This window comes from Streptococcus sp. 2106 (assembly GCF_013277315.1).
GTDB lineage: Bacteria > Bacillota > Bacilli > Lactobacillales > Streptococcaceae > Streptococcus > Streptococcus pseudopneumoniae.
The window spans coordinates 1-21,797 of record NZ_VMMS01000055.1 but is presented as its reverse complement, the minus strand read 5'-3'; the positions used below and the strand labels follow the sequence as shown (position 1 = coordinate 21,797).

Sequence of the window (21,797 nt, the reverse complement as noted above, 5' to 3'; positions counted from 1 at the left end):
CTGCGGCTAGTTTCCTAGTTTGTTCTTTGATTTTCACTGAGTATAAACTTCTTTTCAAAAAAAGGATATGAAGCCCTCTGGTCAAGAGTTTCCCCATCCTATCTTCTATTCTTTATTTTGCTTCTACACGGACACCTTGGGTATCAACTCTCAAGTCATGCAGTTTTCCTTTAAAAGGTTGCTTTTCCAATTCTGCCTTAATTGTTGGCATCTTATCATGAGAAGCCAGAACCATAACTGTCGGCCCAGCACCAGAAAGGTAGGTTGCATAGGCCCCATTTTCTTTGGTCACTTGCTTAATCATCGCAAATTCTCTCACCAAGTCCTGACGATAGCGCTCATGGAAGAGGTCTCCCTCGATTGCTTGCCCAGCGGTCACCATGTCTCCTGCCAACAAGGCAGCAACCGCTACATTGGCGATAGAACTTGCAGCAACAGCTTCCTTATAAGACAATTTTTTAGGCAAGACACTACGGCTGTCGCGAGTACGCAATTCATAGTTGGGAATGTAGGCTAGGAAATCACACTCTGGAAAGTCTGCTACGATAGCAGAGACTTGCCCTTCCACGGAACTTGCAATAACGAGATTACCATAAATGGCTGGAGCCACATTGTCAGGATGTCCTTCAATCTTGGTCGCTAACTGCAATTTTTCATGATCAGACAAGTCGAGTTGCCCCAATTGGTTGGCTAGTTCAATCCCAGCCACAATAACCGAGCTGGAAGAACCCAAACCACGCGCCAAGGGAACATCACTGGTCATTTTCAAGCGTCTAGGTTTCAAATCTGGTACAATTTGCAAAGCGATTTTGAGCAAGAGATTACGCTCGTCATGTGGAATCCATTTGCCAATCTGGTGTTCAATCAGCCACTCATCTCCTTCTTCACAGACCTCGATTTGAAGGTACTTGGTTACAGCTACACCGACCGAGTCAAAACCTGGCCCGATATTGGCACTGGTTGCAGGTACAATAATCTTCATCTTATTCTCCTAGCACCTTGAAGGTATTCAAGAGGTCAAATTCTGAAACCTTCTTCAATTCAGCTGAGACATTTTCAAGCTGGGCTTTATTAATCTTGTGTGTGATGATAACGACACGCGCCTTGTCACCCTCTTTGCCATCTTGAAGGATTTGCTTAAAGGAAATATCTTGAGCATTGAAGATTTCAGCCAACTTCAATACCTGACCTTTTGAGTCTGGAGCCAAGATTGAGAAATAGTAGTTTGCTTTGACATCTTCAGGATTTGCCAAGACCAAGTCACGGCTATATTCGTTGAAGTCTTTGCCAATGGTACCATCATTCAAACGACGAACGATACGGACAATATCAGCTACAACACTTGTTGCAGTTGGTTTTTGACCCGCACCTGGTCCGTAGTACATAGACTCACCAATACCGTTAGATTCTACAAAGACAGCGTTCATTACGCCATTCACACTAGCAAGTGGGTGCGCTTTAGGAAGGAAGGTTGGAGTCACTTCTGCAGCAATTCCTGAAGGAGTTTCCTCGATAGAACCAACCAATTTCACTACATAGCCAAGGTCTTGGGCTACAGACACATCTTCTGGTGTGATATTGCGGATTCCTTTGTGGGCTACATCGTCAAAGGCAACCTTCATACCAAAGGCAAATTGGCTCAAGATAACCATCTTGTAGGCTGCATCAATCCCATCTACGTCATTTGTCGGGTCGCTTTCTGCAAATCCTAGACGTTGCGCTTCCGCAAGAGCATCGTCGTAAGACCAGCCTTCTTCCACCATCTTGGTCATCATGAAGTTGGAAGTTCCGTTGACTACTCCAAGCACGCGCGTAATTTTATCAGAAGCCAAGGAATTTGCTAAAGTACGAAGAATTGGAATCCCACCAGCAACTGCTGCTTCGTAGTAAAGTGCTACCTTGTTAGCTTGAGCGATTTCTAGCAATTCTACGCCATGGACAGCTAAAAGGTCCTTGTTAGCAGTAACAACGTGTTTTCCAGCTTCCAAGGCACGAGTGATAAAGGTTTTAGCAGGCTCAATACGCCCCATCAATTCCACTACGATAGTAATATCCTGGTCTGATAAAATATCATCCACATTGGTTACAAAGTTAAAGTCATTCCCTGCTGCAAGCAAGCGATTTTTTTCATCTTCATCCTTGACCAATACCTTAGCAACTTTGATATCTGAATGTGCTGATTGATTGATTTTTCCTCCATTTTCCTTTAGGAGGAAAGGCACACCACTTGCAACGGTACCAAATCCTAGTAAAGCAATTTTAACTGTCATCTTTATCTCCTCGAAATTTTCTAATATAGCCATTATAACAGAATTTTGTGAAAATTCCTATTATAGTAAATCACTATTTCAGTATAAAAAGAAAAAACGAATCAGACGATTCGCTCTTCTTAAAATCTGAAAATAGCTTTCCAGAAAAGATTAGCCGATTTTTTGCAGATTGAGCACTGCATCGTGACTCATCAAGACTTGACCATACTCTTGTAAGACTGAGCGACTGATATCACTATCCTCTGCAAACTCGCGCATACGGGCCAACAGCCAAGCTGGATATGGGCTTGGATGATTTTCAATATCCACTAAAATGGTCAAATAATAGCGCTCGTTCATTTTGTAGAGTTCAGAAGTTTCCATTTCAAAAGTCACTGTCTTGGCAAAAGCTACCAAGTCAGCCAACTTAGCAAAAGAAAGGATGTAGTAGATGTAAGGTTCTTTCTTACTCTCAGCTTCTTGTTCAGCCTGCTCTTGCTCTTCTTCCTTGGCTTCAACTTGCTCAAGAGATTGAATGGCTTCGATATCATCCTTGGTTTTGTCTGCGATGCTTTTTTCCAGGGTTTTGATAAATTCATCTGGAGACATTTGAGCCAATTCTTCCATATCTGGCAAATCCGATAAGTCTTCAAAATCTAGATTTTGGTCAATCTTTGACTTGGTCACAAAGACATCTACCTTATCAGGTTTTGGAGTCACACGGAAGCTCAACATGCCTGTATCCAGAAAGCTATCAGGCATCTCTAGCTCATCCAAGATAGCATAAAAGAACTCTTCTGTTTTTTCTTGAGGAACGAGAAAGTCAGCAATCTCCATTCCACGATCCATCAAATCCTCTAAAGACATCGTGATTTTTAAAGTTGTATCACTAATTTGTTTCATTTTCATTGCTAGTAACCTCATACTTTCAGTTCTATCTATTATACTAGATTTTTACGATTTTATCAAAAGAAAATTTCTGCAGACAGATAGAAAAAGCCTTCAAAATCGGCTCTTAGCCGACTTTGAAGACCTTATACATCAGAATACTTATAATTTAAAGGTTGCTACACCGAGGATAGAACGATTTAAGTTTCTGAGAATTTGAAGACTTTGCTCAAATTTCTTATAACGAGTCACTCCGTACTCTTCAACAAGAAGGACTGTATCTCTTTCCAAAAGAGATGATACATCCTGTAAATCTACAAAATGCATTCCTTTTAAAGCTTCTTGACTCTGTTTCAATTTATCTAGGATAGCTTTATTTGAGCTAACGATGGTCAATTCCTGTCCAGTATTTTTGTATGACAAAACATCTGCTAGGTTAGCAATTGTTGTAATCTCTGTTACAAAATCAATTTGATACTGAGAAAAATCACCTACTCTATTGATTGTTGGATTAAAGAGATAAACTAACACATTTCCCATCACAACCAAAATCACACAAACCACTCCAATAACAACTAAACGAAGAATCAGATTTTTCACATTTAAGCCAAGCGCTGTTTCACCATTTGCGTTCAATTCTTTAGAGTTGATGGTTTCCAGTTTTTCAATTTTCACATTTGCATAAGCATGTTTAAATTTCTCAATCAACCCATCAATTTTTTTCTCTAACAAGTCATTGGCATCTTTACTTGATGTCAAAATTTTCACACCAACCCCTGCATCGTCAATCATATAGTAGACGGTCAATTTTTTCCACCAATAGTCATTCGTTGAATTTTTCAAGGTTGTTTCCGTCGTGTCTAATTCACTGGCAATTTTTTTCAACTCACTGGGTTCTACATCATTGAAAAGATAAGCTCCATTCAAATTACCATCAATCAATTTCCCATAAAAATCACTATAACCACCAATTTGATGATTCAAAATCGTTTTGGCCGAATCTTCTGGAGGAGTGATTTTATAGATAAGATAAGTTGAATAACTTGTTGTATCTTTGACAGTGTTTTTATTCCTAACTGCTTTAATTGTAAATGGTACAGCAATGAGAGCAAATAAAGCGATGAGAGCTAAAATATTTGCTTTTCGTTTTTTATAAAGATTTGCAAACAAATCAGCTACTGAATAATGTTCAAACATGATTTTTTTCTCCTTTGTTTAGTAGATACTAGTTTTCCTTTGTAAGCATTTTTGCTACAAATATAATCACAAGAACAATTCCCCAGAATTGCATTGTAAATAAATTGAAGAAACTTTCTGAAAAGCTACTTCTAGGCATAAAGAATAGATTATTCAAGATGAGTAGGGACAAGGCAAATAGGATTGTTCTAGAGCGATAGGCTACTTGCAGCATAGCTATGAATAGCATACCGAGTAAGAGACTAAGTAGAAAGACTCCTATCATACCATAGTCTGTATACAACTCCATGATATAACTACTTCCGATACCATGTCCTTTTAAATATTCCTTGTTCAAAACAAGATAGGACAAATTGTGGGCATAGCTATTACTATCAATAGCTAGCTCCACACTATTGGTTGTATGTTCAAAGGCTTTTCCTCCGAAAATGGCCCCCAAACTCCCCCTTGCAAAATAATCAAGAACAGGACCAAAAGTAAAATTACGGAAATCTCGGTAAGGGAGGCTACTGTTAAATAGAAAACCTCTAGCCAAAACACCAAAACTAGTCCCTTGCTTATAGATAAAGTCAAGTAAGATATCCCAGAAACCTGTATGGGAAACTTGGACATTATCTCGTACATAATTGAGCACTCCCATTGCTAACATGAGAATAGGAGAACCTACAAAAATCGCTAACTTTTCTTTAAACCCAATCCATTTTCCTTTTTCAGTTTGCTCCCGCATAAAGTAATAAACAAAAGCAAATAAAATACTTAAAATAAAGGGATTGCGTGTCCCGATTGCCAAATGAATAGTATTAGCTGCAATAAAGGAGACAAGCACTGCTGTTGCCTGCAATTTCTTTGGCTTGGTTGCCAAATACATACACATTGCGTAGACCGTAAATGTTGATAAGATATAGGTAAAATAAGGAAGTTTACTTTCAAAATTTGCATAGTAGGCATAGTAGGAAGTCTGCAAGCGATACAGGAGTCGTTCAAATAACCGAATGAAATAGAAAGGATAGGTGAGAAGAAAAACTCCTAGCGAAACAAAGCGTAACCGCTTGATATAAACCTCTTTTAGAGAACTTCCTATATTTGCTACTTTTATTTTCTTCCTAGCTATGAAGTAACGAGCCAGTACGCCTCCTGTGGTCAAGCCCAGAATCGAAACCATGACAACTATAAAGGCAAAACGATAGGCTATGGGATGATAGGTATCCAAAGCACCATCCCTAAAATAATCAATGGTTGGCCTTGATACCAGAAAAACAAAAATGGTTAAATAGAAAATAAAATGGATTAAGTAATACTTGATATCATTCCAACAAGCAATTAAGCTACTAACCAGTAAGAACAATAAAGTAGAAAGCAAGCTAACATTGTTATTATTAAACAGATATACAATTCCACTTACTAGCGTCAAGGCATAACTGACTATGGTCAAACTAAATAACAATCGTTTTCCATCAATCACTTGCTCACCCCCGTTCTAATGTAATTTTTTAGATTTTTCAATATTTTTTAGTAATAAGAATCGGTATAAGGAAATATTTATGAATAGAGCCAAAGCACTAATTCTTCTCCCCTTACGGAAAATTGAATTCCTAGCAATAGCAAAGGCATGGCCTTTTAAAAAACGATGAATCTGAGAATAGGCTTCAAACTGTTTATACTGATCATCTAGCAACATCTTATCCAGAATAAAAAAGTAGGCATAGGCTAATCTGAAAAAAGCAACCTCTTTCAAATCTGGATAGTTTTTCACAACTTCATTGTAAAACCTTTGGTAGATATCAATATAGGCTAAATCCTTCTCTGCATAGGGTTTGGTCGTAATACTATCCCCTCTATGGAAATAGTAATAATAGGGTTTAGTATTAACCACATACTTCTTGGCCAACTTGATTAAATCAAAATGGTAATAGGCATCTTCGTAAATCAACCCCTTAGGAAAGGATAGGGCAGTTGCAATCTGTCTCTTGATTAGCTTATTGCAAATCGTCCCAGGTATTTTTTCACCTATGAGGTATTCCTTTAGAAATGTTTGAGAATCACAGACAAAATAGTCATCCTGATTGGCTGACTGTGGGCTTTCATCATTAGCATAGACATTCATGACACCACAGCTTGAAACATCCGCATCTTCTTGAACTAATTGCTCATATAAGCTCTGAATCATTTCTGGATGGATATAATCATCTGAGTCAATAAAAATCAGATAATCCCCGTGAGCCTGCTTCATCCCATCATTTCGTGCTTGCGACAATCCTTCGTTCTTTTTATGAAGCACTGACACCCTGTCATCTTGTTCAGCGATTGAATCACACAAGCGACCACTTTCATCTGTTGCACCATCATCAACAAGAATAATTTCCAGATTTTGATAGGTCTGCTTCTGAATGGAAGCTATCGATTTTTCTAGGTACTGCGCCACATTATAGACTGGCACAATCACACTAATTAATGCAGTTTCCATGCTACTCCTCTAATAGTTTTTCTACTTGTTCGATTTGTTTTGTAATTGTAAATTGTTGAATGAATTGGCTAGCCTCATCGACATCAAAGTTTGAGGCAGAAGTCATGTAATTAGTAATCGCCTGAGCTGCCTCTTGATTGCTCTCAATGATTTGTCCAAATCGTCCTTCTTGGGATAATTCCTCAGCCCCTCCAACGTCCGTAGAGATAAAAGGGAGTCCCAGACTCAAGGCCTCCACATACACTCCAGGAAAACCTTCTTGTTTAGACATAGACAAGAGAACTTTCGTCTGAGATAAATACTGATAAGGATTTTTTTGATAACCAAGGAAATGTACATAGTCCTCAATCTCATACTCTTTGACTCGTTTTTTCAGTTCCTCTTCCATATCACCAGCCCCGATAAAATAGAGATGATAGTTTTTTCCCTCTTGGTGTAATAATCGTATCACTTCCACTACACGGTCAGAACCCTTATTTTCCTCAATCCGTCCGATAGTACAGATACTTTGAGGAGCAATCTCGATATCGATCTTCTCTTGAGATTTTTCTAGGATAGTCTGAAAATCATATCCATTGTAGATTGTCTGTAATTTAGAAGCATAATCTGGATAAACTTCCTTGATAGAATTGCTGGTCTTTTTTGAAATCCCTACAATTGTATTCGCAGCATCCAACTGGCTTCTATGTGATTCTCTTTTAGAGCTATCCTTAAGAAGTTCTTCAATACTTCCATGAATCCAAGATATCTTCTTGACTTCTCTTCTTTTAGAGAACAACAGTGGTGGATTCATAATGGTAAAAGAAACTTCAACATCATAATCATCTTTTACAAGCAAACGACGAGCCAGTCTTGGAAAATAAATTCTCATTCTCCACAAAAAAGCTCGTAACCATCTGGTTTGGCGATAATCTTGAAGGGATTTTAAAATGCGTACATGCTTTGGAACAGATTCATATCCCTTGTCAAAGTGCTCCATTTCAAGAATATCAATATCATACTTTTCTGGATCCAGATTTGAAACAATGGTTGATAGAATCTTCTCTGCACCTCCTCCAAGAGAAAAAGACCACATAAAAAATAAGATTTTTTTCTTAGCCACCATATTCTCCCTTGTATTCTGTATAAGACTTATCCATATCAGCGATGACAGCATCATGATGCGGTACCTGCTTGTCTGCTGGTGGAGGCGTCATATAATCCCCAAAAGCAGTTCTGAGATAGACATCATAGCCGATTGGAATAGGCATCTCTGTTCCTTCAAATGGCAAGAAAAGATTGTCTTCAAAAGATGTGATTGGGTACTTGTTTCTCATGTAGCCAGGACCTGAGCATAATTCTGTAATGCCATCACAATCAGCCAAATCATACTTAGTCATTTCTTTCTCAGCTTTTTTCCAGATGCGATAACGGAGAGATTTTGGAGTCAAACCCAGTAAAATGCGACTTCCCCATTTCATGAGAGCACCATGCTTTTCTGGAATAGTTTGCGCACAAAAGAGTGAATAAATCAAGGCCCAACGAACCTGTTTTTTCCGCTCAGCTGGATTTTTCGGATAATAATCCAAAGGCAAAACATCCAAGGCCAGACCATGTGGCAAATCCAAATCCTGCTGATAAGGCTTGATACAGGTGGTTTCCTTGTCACGAATGGTAATAAAAAGATTACGATCAACAAAATTCTTGTGACTCTTTGACAAGAAATAACGTTCATCTGCATAACGAGGCCATAATTCTGCTAATTTCTCATAATCTTTACGAGGCATAAAAAAGTCTAGGTCGTCGTCCCAAGGAATAAATCCCTTGTTTCGAAGGGCACCAATAGCGCCTCCGCCACAGAGATAACAGAGCAAATCATGTTCTTTACAAAAGGCCACAAAATATTCAGCCATCTCCAGACTACGAGCCTGAATTGCTTTTAAATCAGTCATATTGTTCATTATTCTTTCTATCGTATCGTTTCATTATACCACAAACAAGGGGTGAAAATCTATTGCAGACTGTAAAAAATCAAAGCCTGACTGCTATCCAAATAGCTATCAAACTTTGATTTTTCTGTCTTATACTCTTCGAAAATCTCTTCAAACCACGTCAGCTTCACCTTGCCGTAGGTATAGGTAACTGACTTCGTCAGTCTTATCTATAACCTCAAAACTGTGTTTTTAGCAGCCTGCGGCTAGCTTCCTAGTTTGCACTTTGATTTTCATTGAGTATTATCTTATCTCAAGCCCATTTGAGCGAGCTTGGTTTGATATTTGTTTTGATCAACCAGCAAGCCCAAGCCTCCATAAACATCATAGGCATCTACCCAGTCACCCAGTTCTGGAATCGTCAATTTTTCAATACCATTTTTTGCTCCATCCAAAACAGATAAACCGTTTGTTAGGAGGAAAGTATAGGGTACGTTGGTTGAGGTCATAGCAAAAACCTTTCCAAGAGCTTCAGAACCAGTGAAAAGTTTAGTGGGATCTTTAATTTGCTCTAAAATTGCTGTTAAAACTTGTTGCTGTCTTTTTGTACGGCCGTAATCCGCCTCATCATCATCACGGAAACGAGCATAATTGAGCAGGGTCGAGCCATTCATCTGCTGTTTTCCGACTTTAATGGTTTGGGTTGGAGACTCAGTCTCGGTAGCATATAAATCATCTCCGACTGTAGCTTCTGTTAGGGGACGCCCATTCAATGTTGAAAATTGAGCATCAATCGTCACCCCATCAGGGAAAAGCGTGTCAATCGCTGTGGCAAAGGCCTGGAAATCAACCAAGGCGTAGTACTTAATGTCCAAGTCAAAATTATCTTTCAAGACTTGGCGAACCATTTCTGCCCCTTTTTGCCCCTCTTGTTCTCCTAACTCGTAGGCTACGTTTAACTTGTTATCTGTCTGTTTTCTACCATTAATCACTTGACTATAACCATCTATATAGACCAAATTATCACGCATGAAACTGACTAGCTTCATTTTCTTATCTGAGCCCCCGACATTTAATACCATAATAGAGTCAGTTCGTGTCTCAACACTGTTCTGGCCGATTCGACCATCAGTACCCATGATTAAAATATTAACTCCATCTCTAGTGTCCTGACCATTAAAGACTTCTACTTGAGCTGCCCGAGCATCAGCAGTTTTCTTTGCGCTAGCATCTTGGTAACCACGCAAAAACATGAATACCATGGCCAAAGCCACACAGACCAAAAGTGAAAAAATCACCATAAAAATTCGTTTAAGACGGAGCTTCCGTCTTTTCTTTTTTGGAGGGAAAGAGAGTGCTTGTGATTTGGATTGTGAGCGACTCCGGTTCGCATAGCTTGGTAAGTCAACCTGCTCTTCTCTTTCTTGTTCCAAGCTAGAGCTACTATTTCCCCTAGCAAGAGTTAGCTTTTCTTGCAAATAGGCAAACTCATTTTTTTCTCTCTCATTGAGATAGTGAATATTTTTTAGCAAATAATCATAACGCAACTGCTCATGATGACTTAAGGGATTTTCTTTACTCATCTTCTCTCCTTTCCATGGTCTGATATTGGATAAATAGGATAGGCACCCAGAATTTTATACTGGATTCCAATCGCTTCTAATTCTTTTTGGGCAAAGTGGACCAAGTCCTTATCGGTATAATCCACATCGATAATGAAAAAGTATTCACCCAGTGCTGTCTTGAGTGGACGACTTTCAATTTTTGTCAAGTCAATTCCTCGCCAAGCAAAGGTCGACAGGGCCTTATAAAGTGCACCTGGAAGGTTGTCAGGTAATGTCAAGGCCAAACTCATCTTTTCAGTTTGTGCTTGCAAGGGAATACTAGGCTTTTCAGCTCCTAGAACCCAGAAACGTGTGAAATTGGCTTCCATTTCCTGAATATCCTCGGCAATCAGTTCCAATCCATATTCTTCAGCAGAACTTCTAGGTGCAACTGCTGCAAAGGGCTGGTCTGGATGTTCGGAAATAAAACGGGCCGCATAAGCTGTACTAGCTGTTACCTCGATTTGAGCCTCTGGATATTGTTCATCGATGAATTTCTTTCCTTGAGCCAAGGCCTGTGGATGTGAAAAAATCTTTTCAATCTTAGTACGGCCTGGAACCACCATCAACTGCTGATGAATAGGCTGAACGATTTCTGCTACTGCTTGGATGTGAGCCTGATGAAAAAGATAGTCCAAGGTTTCATGAACACTACCCTCAATAGAATTTTCAACTGGCACCACAGAATAGTCCACTAATCCTTGCTCATAAGCCTTGATGACATCTGTAATGTTGGCAAAAGCCTGCAATTCCTCATGAGGAAAAGCTGTCTGCACAACGTGGTGTGAAAATGATCCTTTGGGACCTAGATAAGCAATTTTCATCTTAGTTCCTCTATAATTTCCTCTGGGCTTAGCTTGGTCACATCCAAAACCCGACTAGCCACTTCCTCATACCAAGCCTGTCTTTCTTGAAAAATAGCTACTAGTTCTTCCTTGCTATTATTTAGAAAAAGCGGTCGCTGATTGTCCTTATCAGCTGCGATACGTTGGTAGAGGGTTTCAAAATCTGCTTTCAGGTAGATGTTATCTGTATTAGTCTTGAGTAAGTCACGATTTCTCTGAGAAATAACCACTCCTCCTCCAGTTGACACGACTTGGTCTGTTTGTAGTAAATCAGCTAGGACTTCTGATTCTACCTGACGAAAGGCTGCTTCTCCCTTTTCAGCGAAAAAATTCGCAATGAACATACCTAGGCGCTTCTCAATCAGAGCATCCATATCAAGGTAATTAGGGTCCAAGCCTCTTGCAATAGTCGATTTTCCAGCCCCCATAAACCCTAATAACACCTTAGCCATGAATCAAGCTCTCCAAATCATCAAAGAAACTAGGATAGCTGGTATTGATGGCTTCTGCACGGTCAAGCTCCACCTCTCCATCTGCAACCAATAGGGCTGCGATAGCTGTCATCATGCCGATACGGTGGTCACCAAACGTATTGACTCTAGCACCGTGAAGAGCTGATTTTCCTTTGATAATCATCCCATCTGCCGTAGGAGTAATATCTGCTCCCATACTATTTAAGGCGTCTGCCACAACCTGAATACGGTCTGTTTCCTTGACCTTGAGCTCCTCAGCATCCTTGATAACTGTTACACCTTGGGCTTGGGTCGCAAGTAGGGCAATAATAGGCAATTCATCAATCAAACGTGGAATCAAAGCGCCACAAATCTCTGTTCCTTTCAAGTCAGAAGACTCAACAATCAAGGTTGCAGATTTAGCGACTGGATCGATTTCAGTTATTTCCAATTTTCCACCCATGGCACGAATGACATCAATAATACCGGTGCGAGTTTCATTGATCCCCACATTCTGCAGCACTAGACGAGAATTTGGAACAATCAAACCTGCGACTAACCAAAAGGCTGCACTGGAAATATCTCCTGGTACGACCACCTTCTGTCCTGTCAATTTTTGTGGCCCTTGGACTGTGATTTTCTTACCGTCCACACTTAAATGACCACCAAATTGTTTCAACATATCTTCAGTATGATTACGGGTGCACTCTTTTTCGATAATAACTGACTCCCCCTTAGCTTGTAAGGCTGCAAACATCAAGGCTGACTTGACTTGGGCAGAGGCAATTGGCAACTCATAATGAATAGGTCTTAGGTTTTTCGTCCCTTTTAAGCGAAGGGGAGGCAAGTCTCGTTCAGTTTGCCCTGAAATGCTGACGCCCATTTTTTTCAGTGGAAGGGTCACACGGTCCATAGGACGTTTGGAAAGACTATCATCTCCAAACATCTCTACTTCGAAATCTGCACCAGCAAGGACACCTGAAATCAGGCGAATCGAGGTGCCAGAATTTCCCATATTAAGGGCATTTTGTGGCGCTTTTAAGCCAGCCATGCCTACACCTTGAATGGTAATAACCCCATCTTTATCCTCAATTTCAACACCAAGGTCACGAAAAACCTGCATGGTCGAAAGAACGTCTTCACCTCGCAGAATATCATAAACCTTGGTCTCACCCTCAGCCAAACTTCCAAAGATAATGGAACGGTGGCTGATAGACTTGTCACCTGGGACGCGGATACTACCATGTAAATGGCGAATGTTTGTTTTTAGTTTCATACTGGACCTCATACTTGCAATACTTTTACCTATTTTATCATAAAAAGCCAGAAATTCCTTAAAAATTCCTGACTTTAGGATCGTTCTTTTCTTATTTCAGCAATTCCGAAACTGGTTCAAAAACAATTTTTTCAATGTCAGAAAGGTAAATGGCCAATTGTTGTTGCTTGGTAAAGAATTCTGACAAGAGGCTATTTCCTTGAATCTGTTTACCAAAGCCTTCCATCTTAGCTTGGAAGGACGCATCTGGCATTTGACCTGTCTGTGCTAGTTTTTGAATTTCCTCTTGAAAGGCAAGATATTCTGTAAAGATTTTGCTTGCCTCAGCATCTGCTGCAATCGCATCTTTAGCTGCTTTAACATCCTTGTATTCTGGTAATCCACGTAGACCGCGACTGAGTTCGTTTGCACTATCGTAAATATTTGACATGATTTTCTCCTTATTTGATGACGACTGTGTAGTCGGTATTTTCTGTTATGAGATGCTCGGCTCGTTCCAAGTCTTGAGCATTTTTAAATGAAATTTGTAGGATTCCGTGAATATCTTCACGATTTTCCTCGTTGATGTGGATGTTAACCAAGGAAGTTCCACGTAGCAGTTCCAAAATCCGCAGGATGACATCTTCTTCATCAGGAACGTCAACATAGAGGTCGTAAGAGCTATCCACACCACCACGCTTATGGATTTCCATGGTCTGGCGTTGTTCACGCGCTTGGTTAAAAAAGTTCCAAATTTGCTCTTCATCCCCCTTACTAATGGCCTGACCAATCGCTTCCAAACGTTCCTTAAAATCCTCAATTCGGTCTAAAATAGTCTCACGATTGGACAAGAGAATAGAGGTCCACATACCCGGCTCGCTTTCCGCAATTCGGGTCATATCTCGAAAACCACCGGCCGCAAAGCGCCTTACCATCTCATGTTCTTGAGCATAGACCGCAGTCTGCTCCATGAGACTAGAAGCCAGAATATGAGGGAAATGGCTAATCTGAGAAGTCACACAATCATGCTCCTGGGCATCAATCTCGATAAAACGAGCATGAAGACCTGAAAGCAGATCCTTCATTTCCTTAAGCGTGTCCTGACTTGTCAGACTCGAAGGTGTAAAGATATAATAGGCATTTTCAAAAAGATTGACATCCGCAGAAGCAGCCCCTGTCTTGTGACTACCAGCCATGGGATGGGCTCCGACAAAGCGAACAGACTTGCCAGCTAAATAGTTCTCCGCCGCATCTACAATGGCTGACTTAGTCGAACCAGCATCTGAAATAATGACACCTTCTTTCAAGTCCAAGTTGGCCAACTCCTTAATAAAGGAAATGGTTTGTTTGATTGGCAAGCTGAGAATGATGATATCTGCCAAAGGAGCAAAACTGGCAAAATCATCCGTTGCACGGTCAATCATGCCTTCTTTCAAGGCAATATCTCTCGAAGCTTGACTGCGATTATACCCTAAAATTTCATAATCTGGATGATCGCGTTTGATACCAAGCGCCATAGAGGCACCAATCAAACCAAGACCTGCGATATAGATTGTTTTTGCCATAGGAACTCCTTAATAGTTCTTTGTATAATCTCGGTGTTGGGCTACCGCTTCTTTTAATTCCTCTAGATTGTCTGATGAGAATTTTTCAAGGATTTCTTGTGCCAGAACCGTTGCCACAACGGCTTCCATAACCACTCCTGCTGCTGGAAGAGCGGTCGGATCACTTCTCTCCACGGTTGCCTTATAAGGTTCGTGGGTTTCGATATCCACACTCATAAGAGGTTTATAAAGAGTAGGAATGGGTTTCATGACCCCACGAACAACGATGGGTTGCCCATTAGTCATACCACCTTCAAAACCACCTAGATTATTGGTACGGCGAGTATAACCGTCTTCTTTAGACCAGAGAATTTCATCCATAACTTGGCTGCCTTTACGATAACCAGCCTCAAAGCCAAGACCAAATTCCACCCCTTTAAAAGCATTGATAGAGACAACTGCCTGGGCCAATCTTGCATCCAATTTTCTATCCCATTGGACATAGGAACCAAGACCAACTGGAACGCCTCCGACGACTGTCTCCACAACCCCACCGATGGTATCACCATCACGTTTGATTTGGTCAATATAGTCCTTGATTTCCTGTTCTCGTTCTTGGTTGACAATAGAAACTTCAGACTGGGCAGCTCTTTGCTTAATTTCAGCGACTGTCAGATTTTCAGGAACATCTATTTCCTTACCACCAAAGACCACGACATGGTTGGCAATCTCCATATCCAGCTCAGCCAAGAGGCGTTTGGCTACTGCACCAACTGCCACCCGCATGGTAGTTTCACGAGCTGATGAACGCTCCAAAGAATTTCGCAAATCATCAAAACGGTACTTAATCCCCCCAACCAAATCGGCATGACCTGGGCGAGGATGAGTAATTTTCCGCTTGCTTTTAAGGCGGTCTTCAATGTCCTCCGCAGACATGATGTCCAGCCATTTCTGGTGGTCCTTATTGATGACATCCATAGTAATAGGCGCCCCTGTCGTCTTCCCGTGGCGAACACCCGAAGTAAAGACAACCTGGTCACTCTCAATCTTCATACGACCACCACGACCGTAGCCACCCTGACGGCGTCTAAGATCCTCATTGATATCCTCAGCTGTCAATGGAAGTCCAGCTGGAATTCCCTCAATAATAGCTGTTAGACGGGGGCCGTGTGATTCTCCTGCAGTTAAATATCTCATACACTCTCCTTATTTTACCAAGTAGTCTTTCATCTCTTCCAGAGAAACTGGGTGAATGGTCGCTGAACCAAGCTCTGGCACCAAGACCAATTTCAAGGTGTTACCACGCGCTTTCTTGTCATGAGTAAGAGCCTGATAAAGCTTGTCAACTTCCCAATTTTCATAGTCAACAGGCAAGCCGAATTTCTGACACATCTCTGTGATAGATTGGGTAATGCCAGCTGGCATGAGGCCTTTTTCCTCAGCAACCTTGGAAATCTGTACCATTCCCATGGCAACAGCTTCACCATGCATGACTTTCCCATACCCAGCCGTCGCTTCAATGGCATGACCAATGGTGTGGCCAAAATTGAGGTAAAGGCGAACACCATTGTCCAACTCATCCTCAACTACCATCTTGCGCTTGACCTGACAAGAATGTTCAATCAAGGTCTCTGCATGTTCCAGAATGCTCTCAACAGAACCATCCAGCTCCGTCAAAAGAGCCCACAGTTCTGGATCCTCAATCAAGCCATACTTGATGACCTCCCCCATCCCTTCAATCAACTCTCTTTTTCCAAGCGTTTCAAGGACAAGCGGGTCAATCAGAACCCCATCTGGTTGGGCAAAGGTACCCACCATATTCTTTGCAAATGGAGTGTTAACGCCTGTCTTTCCACCGATAGACGAATCCACCTGGGCAGTTAAACTGGTCGGAATCTGAACAAAGTGAATACCCCGCATATAGGTAGAGGCTACAAAACCAGCCAGATCCCCAACGACACCACCGCCGAGAGCCACGATTCCATCGCTACGAGTCAACCCCTGCTTAACTAGAAATTCATATACTTTCTGAACAGTAGTTAAATTCTTTCTTTCTTCCCCTTCTAAAAAGTCAAAAACAGCTACCTGAAAACCAGCATCTTCTAGGCTGAGTTTGACCTTCTCAGCATAAAGAGAAGCTACATGGTTGTCTGTTACGATGAGCACTTTTTGTGGTTGCCATAATTCTCGCAACCATTGACCAGCCTGAGCCAGACAACCTTTTTCAATCTGAATATCATAAGGATGATGAGGAATATCGATTCTGATTTTCATAAGAGAGTCTCCCTTTCTTTATTGGTATTTTTCTGTTAAAGACTGCCAAATCTCTTCTGTCGGCATTTCCTTGCCTGTCCACAGTTGAAAAGCTTCTGCAGCTTGATAGAGCAACATTCCCAGACCATTGACTGCTGGATTACCCTGACTTCTAGCCCATTTCAAAAATGGCGTTTCAAAGGGTTGGTAAATGATATCTGCGACCAAGAGAGTCTCTGTCAGATTGATGTTTTCTGGAACTGGGGATGATTGACCATCCATGCCCACACTAGTCGCATTGACCAGTAAGCCCGAATCGGCAATCCTTGCTTGCAGTTCCGAAACATCTTCTAAAGCATACAAATCCACTTTAAAGCCTGTCTGCTCCTGTAACTTGTCTAGGTGAGGTCTTGTTTTTTCCATAGAAACGGAACGAACAAAGACCGAAATCTGACTGACACCATCCAAAATGGCTTGCGCTATAATGGACTTGGCCGCACCACCTGCACCCAGCAGGGTCATCTTCTTACCTGTAATTGTAAAAGAAGGCAAACTCTTAAAGAATCCCTTGCCATCTGTATTATATCCAATCAAATTCCCATTCTCATTGACAACCGTATTGACCGCACCAATCAAGCGCGCCTCATCGCTCAGCCCGTCCAAATAAGGAATCACCTGCTCCTTATAGGGCATGGACAGATTGATGCCAAACATCTGGTAGCGACAAATATTGGCTACTGTTTCTGCCAAATCACTCGCTTCAATCTCCCAAGCAACATAAACACCATTGGTAGCTGTCGCCTCAAAGGCCCTATTGTGGATGAAGGGAGAAATAGAATGTTTAATAGGATTGGCAACAACTGCAGCTAAACGTGTATAGCCATCAAGCTTCATCCAAAATCTCCCTGATTTTTTTCATGCTAGCTAGAGAAATCTGACCAGGGGCACTAGCCTCATCCAGACTGGCAAAAGACCAACTCGAACCAGTCACATCCGCAGTGATACGAGAAACCTTGCCCACCTTACCCATAGAAATAGTTACATATTCCTGCTCAGGATTGAGGGTTTTAAAGCCCCGTGTATAGTTCATCAAGTCTAGCACATCCTGCTCCGTATGAGCCATCACCGCAACCTTGACAAGTTTTGGATTTAGGCTCGTCAACTCTGACAAGATTTCCATCATATTTTCAGGTGTTTCTTGGAAATTGTGGTAACTCAAAACGAGATTTGGGAAGTCCAGCATTTCCTCAAAAACATCCTTGTAGCTATAGTACTCAAAATCAATATAGTCTGGTTGATAGAGTTGCACCACTTCCTTGATTAAATGGATATATTCTTCTGAAGAAAGGTCAATTTCTCCCCCTTCAGAGCGAGTTCGTAGCGTGAAAACCAACTCACGACCTGCGAATTTTTCAAAAATAGCTGGAGCCACCTGCAAAATCGCTTCTTTAGGCAGATAGTCGGCACGCCATTCAATGATGTCGGCATCCAGGTACCTTGTGGCATCCAGAGCCTGGGCCTCCTCTAAACTTCTTGGCATTACTGAAACGATTAATTTCATTTACTAACCTTCATACTAATCACCTTGAGGTAATTACTACTTTCATCTTTTTTATTATAGGCGAAGTCTGCTGGAAGACCGTATTTATTTAAAATCTGGTAACTTCTTCCTGCAAAGCCTTTATCAATTTGTTCTGTAAATTTCTGACGGGAAACATTGGCAGCATTGGTACTAGCAATGATAATCCCTCCTGGATTTAAAATCTCAAGACTCTGGGAAATCAACTTGTGATAATCCTTGGCCACAGAGAAGGTCTGTTTTTTGTTCCGAGCAAAGCTAGGCGGATCTAGGACAATCACATCGTAGGTCAAGCCTTTTCGTTTGGCATACTTGAAATATTCAAAGACATCCATGACCACAAAACGATGGTCGTCTGTGCTGATTCCATTTGCCTGAAAATGCGCTTGAGACAATTCTCGTGAACGTTTGGCTAGGTCCACAGAAGTTGTCTGACTTGCTCCTCCCATGGTCGCAGCTACTGAAAAAGCTGCTGTATAGGAAAACATATTGAGCAAGGATTTGCCCATAGCCAAGCCATCGACCAGACTACCACGAACCTCATGCTGGTCTAGGAAAATTCCTGTCATCAAGCCATCATTCATAAAGACTTGATACAGAACACCATTTTCCAGAACAGTGAAAAAGTCAGGTGCTTCTTGACCATAAACATGGGCAGATTCATAGTCCAAACCCTTAAAGCGTATCTTCTCATAGGCCCCTAACACCTCAGGAAAAACCTGTCTAAATGCTTCTGAGATGGTCTGACGAATCTGATAAACATAAGAGTTATACCAAGAAAAGACAGCATAGTCGCCATAGAGGTCCACTGTCAGACCGCCAAAGCCATCTCCCTCTTGGTTGAAGAGACGAAAGGCAGTTGTCAAATCATCTTGATAGTAGGCTCTTCTCTTTTCTTTAGCTTGTCTAAACAGCATTTCAAAGAAAGCTTGATTGAAGGTGATCTTGTCTTTACTGATAAACCAACCCAAGCCCTTGTTTTGCTGAGAAAGGTAGGCAGTCCCAAGAAAGGTTCCTTCTTGACCCTGCACTTCTACTTCCTGATCCTTAAGATTGACATTCTCAAGATCACTGGCTTCTAGTAAAACTAGCCCCTTAGCAAGCTTCTTTTCAACCCTTTTGCTAACTCTTATTCTATTCATAACTACCATTATATCAAACTTTTAGACAATTCTCAAAAAAGAAACTACCCTTGCTTTTTTACTCTTCTTTTAAAAAATGGTATACTAATACTAATAAAAAATTAGGAAGTAAATGTGTGAAAAGCAATTTTAACAAAATCCAAAAAGCCATGGGTACCAGACTGGGTTTTGTCCTAACCCTTTTAATCCTCTATTGGCTCAAAACCTTATTAGCCTATGCCGTTGACTTTAATTTAGATATTCAAGTGGGCAAGTTGCAGGGAAATTACCTTGCCTTTATCGCCTTTTTCAATCCCCTTCCCTTGGGGCTACTCCTGCTGGCTCTAGCCCTCTATGCTCGGTCAACCAAAATCTTTTATGGTCTGAGTATAGCTATTTATAGCCTTTTATTCATTTGGCTTTATTCCAACGTCTTTTACTATCGAGAATTTAGTGACTTTATCACGGCTAATACCATGAAGGTGGTCAGCAAGGTGTCTGTTGGTACTGCAGAATTAGAGTTACTGCGCTTTTGGGATTTCATCTATTTTATGGATTTCCCACTGCTGGCTTTCCTTTTCTATAAAAAATTCATCCAGCTGGATAGGAGACCTTTCAAATTCCGCTCCAGTGTTGCCATCACTGCTCTCTCTGCCCTGCTCTTTTCAGCTAACCTTTTCTTGGCTGAAATTGAGCGTCCCGATCTCCTATCGCGAGGATTTTCGAATTATTATGTTGTCCGCGCCCTCAGTTTACCAGCTTTTTTAGGCTATAGTGCCAACCAATCCTATAGCGCTAATAAAGAACGGGCTAAGGCCTCTGAGACTGACCTTCAACCTATTACAGATTATATTCAAGAGCATTCGGCTAAGCCCAATCCAGACTATTTTGGCTTGGCCAAAGGAAAAAATGTGATTTATCTCCACTTGGAGAGCTTCCAGCAGTTCCTACTTGACTATAAACTCAACCTAGATGGAACTGAGCATGAAGTCACTCCCTTTCTTAATTCCCTCTACCATTCGCAATCTACACTAGCCTTTTCGAATATCTTTAACCAAGTCAAGGCTGGTAAAACCTCAGATGCGGAAACCATGCTAGAGACTGGTTTGTTTGGACTTGACCAAGGTTCCTTTATGGTCAACTATGGAAGTACCAATACCCAGCAGGCAGCGCCTTTTATCCTAACAAAAAATGGCTATCAATCAAGTGCTGTCTTTCACGGTAATATTGGGACCTTCTGGAACCGAAATACGACCTACAAACAATGGGGCTATCAATACTTCTTTGATGCATCCTACTTCACCAAGCAAGACAGTAGCAATTCTTTCCAATATGGTTTAAATGATAAAATCATGATGAAAGATTCTATCCAATATCTGGAGCACTTGCAGCAGCCTTTTTATGCCAAGTATATCACGGTGTCCAATCACTATCCCTATGCTAGCAATCTGACAGGCGATGAGCTTGGTTTCCCACTGGCTAAAACCAAAGATGAAACAATCAACGGCTACTTCCAAACAGCTAACTATCTGGATAGTGCCATCAAGGCCTTCTTTGACTATCTCAAAGAAAGTGGCCTCTATGAAAAATCCATCATCGTCATTTACGGAGACCATTATGGTATTTCCAACTCCCGCAATCCTGAGCTGGCACCCTTGATTGGAAAGACTTCTGATAACTGGTCGAATTACGACAATGCCATGTTGCAACGGGTGCCTTTTATGGTGGTCATGCCTGGCTATGAAAAAGGACAAATCATCAATACCTACGGTGGACAAATCGATATCTTACCGACTCTCGAACACCTCCTTGGTATTGAGTCCAATTCCTTCCTTCAAGTCGGCCAAGACCTTCTGTCTCCAGATCATCAAGAAATCGTTGCCTTTCGAACTGCCAATTCCTTCGTCACACCAAAATACACCAGCTACGACGGACGAACCTACTATACTGAGAGCGGTCTTGAAATCAGCAATCTTGATGAACAAGCTCAAACTGAACTAGAAAGCGTTCGGCAGGCAGCCAGCCAACAGCTAAAAATCAGCGACCAGATTCAAACTGGTGATTTGATACGTTTCTACCAAGCAGATCATCTTGGAAAAGTTGATACTGAAAGTATTTCTTACCTCAATTCCTTGCCAATTCTGCAAAAGATTGAACAGGAAAAAGGTAGTCAGTCAACCAGCCTCTTTAGCCAACGACAAGGCAAAACTAGTACTGACCTTTTCAAGGCACCAAGTTACCAAGAACTCCATCCCGAGTCTGCAGAAACTGAATCAAAATCACAATAAAAATGCTCTTCCATCGTGGAGGAGCATTTCTTTTTATCAACAAAAATCAAAGAGCAAACTAGGAAGCGATCTGCAGGCTGCTCAAAGCACTGCTTTGAGGTTGTAGATAAGACTGACGAAGTCAGCTCAAAACACTGTTTTGAGGTTG

The 21,797-nt window shown here is 41.2% G+C and carries 20 protein-coding genes; 1 reads left to right on the top strand and 19 read right to left on the bottom strand.

From position 1 onward, the window contains the following. Positions 1–112 precede the first annotated feature (112 nt). The 19 genes from thrB to HT723_RS06605 form a co-directional block, all read right to left on the bottom strand. The gene (gene thrB / locus HT723_RS06695; protein ID WP_031243300.1) at positions 113–982 is read right to left on the bottom strand and encodes a homoserine kinase; all 870 of its coding nucleotides are present in this window, start codon (positions 980–982) and stop codon (positions 113–115) included. Between the two features lies 1 nt (position 983). Next, positions 984–2,270, bottom strand: a complete 1,287-nt coding sequence (locus HT723_RS06690; protein ID WP_138702042.1) for a homoserine dehydrogenase — start codon at positions 2,268–2,270, stop codon at positions 984–986. A gap of 150 nt (positions 2,271–2,420) precedes the next feature. Beyond that, positions 2,421–3,158, bottom strand: coding sequence for an adaptor protein MecA (gene mecA, locus HT723_RS06685; RefSeq protein WP_000782677.1), 738 nt, complete (start codon positions 3,156–3,158; stop codon positions 2,421–2,423). Positions 3,159–3,299: 141 nt separating this feature from the next. Further along, positions 3,300–4,334: a hypothetical protein gene (locus HT723_RS06680; protein ID WP_000461498.1), complete on the bottom strand. Its 1,035-nt coding sequence runs from the start codon at positions 4,332–4,334 to the stop codon at positions 3,300–3,302. A gap of 28 nt (positions 4,335–4,362) precedes the next feature. Continuing rightward, on the bottom strand, positions 4,363–5,796 hold the full coding sequence (locus HT723_RS06675; RefSeq protein WP_172934882.1) for an O-antigen polysaccharide polymerase Wzy: 1,434 nt from the start codon (positions 5,794–5,796) through the stop codon (positions 4,363–4,365). A gap of 15 nt (positions 5,797–5,811) precedes the next feature. Continuing rightward, positions 5,812–6,798 carry a glycosyltransferase family 2 protein gene (locus tag HT723_RS06670; protein WP_172934881.1) on the bottom strand — a complete coding sequence of 329 codons (987 nt, stop codon included), beginning with the start codon at positions 6,796–6,798 and terminating at the stop codon, positions 5,812–5,814. Position 6,799: 1 nt separating this feature from the next. Then, entirely contained in the window at positions 6,800–7,903 is a 1,104-nt protein-coding gene (locus HT723_RS06665) for a glycosyltransferase (protein WP_000225892.1), read from the bottom strand. Continuing rightward, positions 7,893–8,738, bottom strand: a complete 846-nt coding sequence (locus HT723_RS06660; protein WP_001061988.1) for a phosphorylcholine transferase LicD — start codon at positions 8,736–8,738, stop codon at positions 7,893–7,895. Before HT723_RS06660 ends, HT723_RS06665 begins: the two co-directional genes overlap by 11 nt. Before the next feature lie 278 nt (positions 8,739–9,016). Beyond that, the gene (gene psr, locus HT723_RS06655) at positions 9,017–10,291 is read right to left on the bottom strand and encodes a polyisoprenyl-teichoic acid--peptidoglycan teichoic acid transferase Psr (protein ID WP_000032347.1); all 1,275 of its coding nucleotides are present in this window, start codon (positions 10,289–10,291) and stop codon (positions 9,017–9,019) included. Next, positions 10,288–11,136, bottom strand: a complete 849-nt coding sequence (gene pheA, locus HT723_RS06650; RefSeq protein WP_172934880.1) for a prephenate dehydratase — start codon at positions 11,134–11,136, stop codon at positions 10,288–10,290. Before pheA ends, psr begins: the two co-directional genes overlap by 4 nt. After that, the gene (locus tag HT723_RS06645; protein WP_172934879.1) at positions 11,133–11,609 is read right to left on the bottom strand and encodes a shikimate kinase; all 477 of its coding nucleotides are present in this window, start codon (positions 11,607–11,609) and stop codon (positions 11,133–11,135) included. The genes pheA and HT723_RS06645 overlap by 4 nt, the downstream gene beginning before the upstream one ends. Continuing rightward, on the bottom strand, positions 11,602–12,885 hold the full coding sequence (gene aroA / locus HT723_RS06640) for a 3-phosphoshikimate 1-carboxyvinyltransferase (protein WP_050118369.1): 1,284 nt from the start codon (positions 12,883–12,885) through the stop codon (positions 11,602–11,604). Before aroA ends, HT723_RS06645 begins: the two co-directional genes overlap by 8 nt. Positions 12,886–12,976: 91 nt before the next feature. After that, on the bottom strand, positions 12,977–13,315 hold the full coding sequence (locus HT723_RS06635; RefSeq protein ID WP_000065992.1) for a YlbF/YmcA family competence regulator: 339 nt from the start codon (positions 13,313–13,315) through the stop codon (positions 12,977–12,979). 10 nt (positions 13,316–13,325) lie between these two features. Beyond that, on the bottom strand, positions 13,326–14,429 hold the full coding sequence (locus tag HT723_RS06630) for a prephenate dehydrogenase (RefSeq protein ID WP_001140475.1): 1,104 nt from the start codon (positions 14,427–14,429) through the stop codon (positions 13,326–13,328). Between the two features lie 9 nt (positions 14,430–14,438). Then, positions 14,439–15,605 carry a chorismate synthase gene (gene aroC / locus HT723_RS06625; protein ID WP_001269867.1) on the bottom strand — a complete coding sequence of 389 codons (1,167 nt, stop codon included), beginning with the start codon at positions 15,603–15,605 and terminating at the stop codon, positions 14,439–14,441. 9 nt (positions 15,606–15,614) lie between these two features. Next, entirely contained in the window at positions 15,615–16,682 is a 1,068-nt protein-coding gene (aroB, locus tag HT723_RS06620; protein ID WP_172934878.1) for a 3-dehydroquinate synthase, read from the bottom strand. An 18-nt stretch (positions 16,683–16,700) separates the two neighbouring features. After that, positions 16,701–17,555: a shikimate dehydrogenase gene (locus HT723_RS06615; protein WP_000762494.1), complete on the bottom strand. Its 855-nt coding sequence runs from the start codon at positions 17,553–17,555 to the stop codon at positions 16,701–16,703. Continuing rightward, positions 17,545–18,222 (bottom strand): type I 3-dehydroquinate dehydratase, encoded by a 678-nt coding sequence (aroD, locus tag HT723_RS06610; protein WP_000767767.1) that lies wholly within the window; start codon positions 18,220–18,222, stop codon positions 17,545–17,547. The genes HT723_RS06615 and aroD overlap by 11 nt, the downstream gene beginning before the upstream one ends. Beyond that, the gene (locus tag HT723_RS06605; protein ID WP_014017286.1) at positions 18,219–19,382 is read right to left on the bottom strand and encodes a class I SAM-dependent rRNA methyltransferase; all 1,164 of its coding nucleotides are present in this window, start codon (positions 19,380–19,382) and stop codon (positions 18,219–18,221) included. The genes aroD and HT723_RS06605 overlap by 4 nt, the downstream gene beginning before the upstream one ends. A 149-nt stretch (positions 19,383–19,531) precedes the next feature. On the opposite strand from HT723_RS06605, the gene HT723_RS06600 reads away from it, so the two are divergent. Continuing rightward, complete coding sequence (locus tag HT723_RS06600) at positions 19,532–21,649, top strand: LTA synthase family protein (RefSeq protein WP_172934886.1); 2,118 nt, start codon at positions 19,532–19,534, stop codon at positions 21,647–21,649. Positions 21,650–21,797: the final 148 nt, after the last annotated feature.

Bases quoted from the DNA above. Each gene is read 5' to 3' on its own strand.
- thrB (WP_031243300.1), bottom strand. From the start codon at position 982: ATGAAGATTATTGTACCTGCAACCAGTGCCAATATCGGGCCAGGTTTT.
- HT723_RS06690 (WP_138702042.1), bottom strand. From the start codon at position 2,270: ATGACAGTTAAAATTGCTTTACTAGGATTTGGTACCGTTGCAAGTGGT.
- mecA (WP_000782677.1), bottom strand. From the start codon at position 3,158: ATGAAAATGAAACAAATTAGTGATACAACTTTAAAAATCACGATGTCT.
- HT723_RS06680 (WP_000461498.1), bottom strand. From the start codon at position 4,334: ATGTTTGAACATTATTCAGTAGCTGATTTGTTTGCAAATCTTTATAAA.
- HT723_RS06670 (WP_172934881.1), bottom strand. From the start codon at position 6,798: ATGGAAACTGCATTAATTAGTGTGATTGTGCCAGTCTATAATGTGGCG.
- HT723_RS06665 (WP_000225892.1), bottom strand. From the start codon at position 7,903: ATGGTGGCTAAGAAAAAAATCTTATTTTTTATGTGGTCTTTTTCTCTT.
- HT723_RS06660 (WP_001061988.1), bottom strand. From the start codon at position 8,738: ATGAACAATATGACTGATTTAAAAGCAATTCAGGCTCGTAGTCTGGAG.
- psr (WP_000032347.1), bottom strand. From the start codon at position 10,291: ATGAGTAAAGAAAATCCCTTAAGTCATCATGAGCAGTTGCGTTATGAT.
- pheA (WP_172934880.1), bottom strand. From the start codon at position 11,136: ATGAAAATTGCTTATCTAGGTCCCAAAGGATCATTTTCACACCACGTT.
- HT723_RS06645 (WP_172934879.1), bottom strand. From the start codon at position 11,609: ATGGCTAAGGTGTTATTAGGGTTTATGGGGGCTGGAAAATCGACTATT.
- aroA (WP_050118369.1), bottom strand. From the start codon at position 12,885: ATGAAACTAAAAACAAACATTCGCCATTTACATGGTAGTATCCGCGTC.
- HT723_RS06635 (WP_000065992.1), bottom strand. From the start codon at position 13,315: ATGTCAAATATTTACGATAGTGCAAACGAACTCAGTCGCGGTCTACGT.
- HT723_RS06630 (WP_001140475.1), bottom strand. From the start codon at position 14,429: ATGGCAAAAACAATCTATATCGCAGGTCTTGGTTTGATTGGTGCCTCT.
- aroC (WP_001269867.1), bottom strand. From the start codon at position 15,605: ATGAGATATTTAACTGCAGGAGAATCACACGGCCCCCGTCTAACAGCT.
- aroB (WP_172934878.1), bottom strand. From the start codon at position 16,682: ATGAAAATCAGAATCGATATTCCTCATCATCCTTATGATATTCAGATT.
- HT723_RS06615 (WP_000762494.1), bottom strand. From the start codon at position 17,555: ATGAAGCTTGATGGCTATACACGTTTAGCTGCAGTTGTTGCCAATCCT.
- aroD (WP_000767767.1), bottom strand. From the start codon at position 18,222: ATGAAATTAATCGTTTCAGTAATGCCAAGAAGTTTAGAGGAGGCCCAG.
- HT723_RS06605 (WP_014017286.1), bottom strand. From the start codon at position 19,382: ATGAATAGAATAAGAGTTAGCAAAAGGGTTGAAAAGAAGCTTGCTAAG.
- HT723_RS06600 (WP_172934886.1), top strand. From the start codon at position 19,532: ATGGGTACCAGACTGGGTTTTGTCCTAACCCTTTTAATCCTCTATTGG.